The sequence below is a fragment of the Polaromonas sp. P1_G2 genome (assembly GCF_056405515.1).
In genome coordinates this window covers 1-430 of sequence record NZ_JBFUBY010001283.1, presented here as the reverse complement: position 1 = coordinate 430, position 430 = coordinate 1, and the positions used below count along the sequence as shown (strand labels likewise).

Annotated in this window: 1 protein-coding gene; it reads left to right on the top strand. The window is 58.4% G+C overall.

Going from position 1 to position 430, the window contains the following annotated elements; all coding sequences use genetic code 11:
• Window positions 1-32 precede the first annotated feature (32 nt).
• Window positions 33-430, top strand: a 398-nt coding sequence (locus AC1D0P_RS30155) for a hypothetical protein (protein WP_477680090.1), incomplete at its 3' end; no start/stop codon positions are given.

Genomic DNA, 430 nt, shown 5'->3' with positions numbered 1-430 from the left:
GTCCGACTGATGGCCGTGCGTTGTGGAATGCTATGAGCGGAAAGACCACGCGACAGGAGCAAGCTGCCTATGCCGAGATCCTGGCGGATAGCCCCGTTCGTGGCGCCAGCGCGGCAGTGCCACTGGGTTTAAGACAGCGTTACATATTCCTTCTCAACAAGCTTCACATCAGTAGTGAGGCAGAGCGCGAAAAACGACATCGCGACATCGCAGCCGAGGTTGACCATTTGCCACCCAGCCCCGAAAAGCTGGGGGCACTAGATATGCTGGTGACGTTTTACCTCGGTCATGACCCCGGCATGCAACTTGAAAACCTGGATCGCTGGTCACAGTCCGCATTGGATCTCAATCCCGACCGTGCCACCTCGCGAGGCTCGCGTGGCGCGGTCCTGATCGAACTCGGCCGCTATGAGGAAGGGCTCGATATGCT